The organism is Arthrospira sp. PCC 8006 (assembly GCF_046480465.1).
Lineage (GTDB): Bacteria > Cyanobacteriota > Cyanobacteriia > Cyanobacteriales > Microcoleaceae > Limnospira > Limnospira platensis.
Map to the genome: position 1 here is coordinate 1 of NZ_PKGG01000516.1, position 621 is coordinate 621.

The window sequence follows — 621 nt, forward strand, 5'->3', positions numbered from 1 at the left end:
ATTCAAGCAAATGAAATCAGGAAATGCACAGATGAAAACGAATGGCATTCGGCGCGACAAGCCGCATCCCGCGGGCCTCGATCAGACGGACCGAAAGCTGTTAAGGCTGCTGGCCGAACGCGCCGACCGGCCCTATGCCGAACTCTCGAAGCTGGTCAATCTTTCGGCCCCGGCGGTGCATGAACGGGTGAAGCGGTTGCGGCGGGACGGGGTGATTCAGGACGTTGTCGCGAAGCTGTCAACTCTCGGACTTCCCCCACCTGTCACCTCCCACCTGTCAACTCTCGGACTTCCCCCACCTGTCACCTGTCAACTCTCGGACTTCCAACCTGTCAACTCTCGGACTTCCCCCACCTGTCACCTGTCAACTTTCCAACTTTCCAACTCTCCAACTTTCCAACTCCCCCACCTGTNCAACTCTCGGACCTGTCAACTCTCGGACTTCCCCCACCTGTCACCTGTCAACTKTCCAACTCTCCAACTYWCMMACTCCCCCCCCTCCCACCTGTCCACTCTCGGACTTCCAACCTGTCAACTCTCGCCCTTCCCCCACCTCTCACCTGTCAACTTTCCAACTTTCCAACTCCCACCTGTCAACTAGATCGGAAGAGCCCACTTCTC

Annotated in this window: 1 protein-coding gene; it reads left to right on the top strand. The window is 57.4% G+C overall.

Annotated elements, in window-relative coordinates; translation table 11 throughout:
• The first annotated feature begins 31 nt into the window (after window positions 1-31).
• Window positions 32-601, top strand: coding sequence for an Lrp/AsnC family transcriptional regulator (locus B9T16_RS29135; RefSeq protein WP_410246442.1), 570 nt, complete (start codon window positions 32-34; stop codon window positions 599-601).
• Window positions 602-621 lie beyond the last annotated feature (20 nt).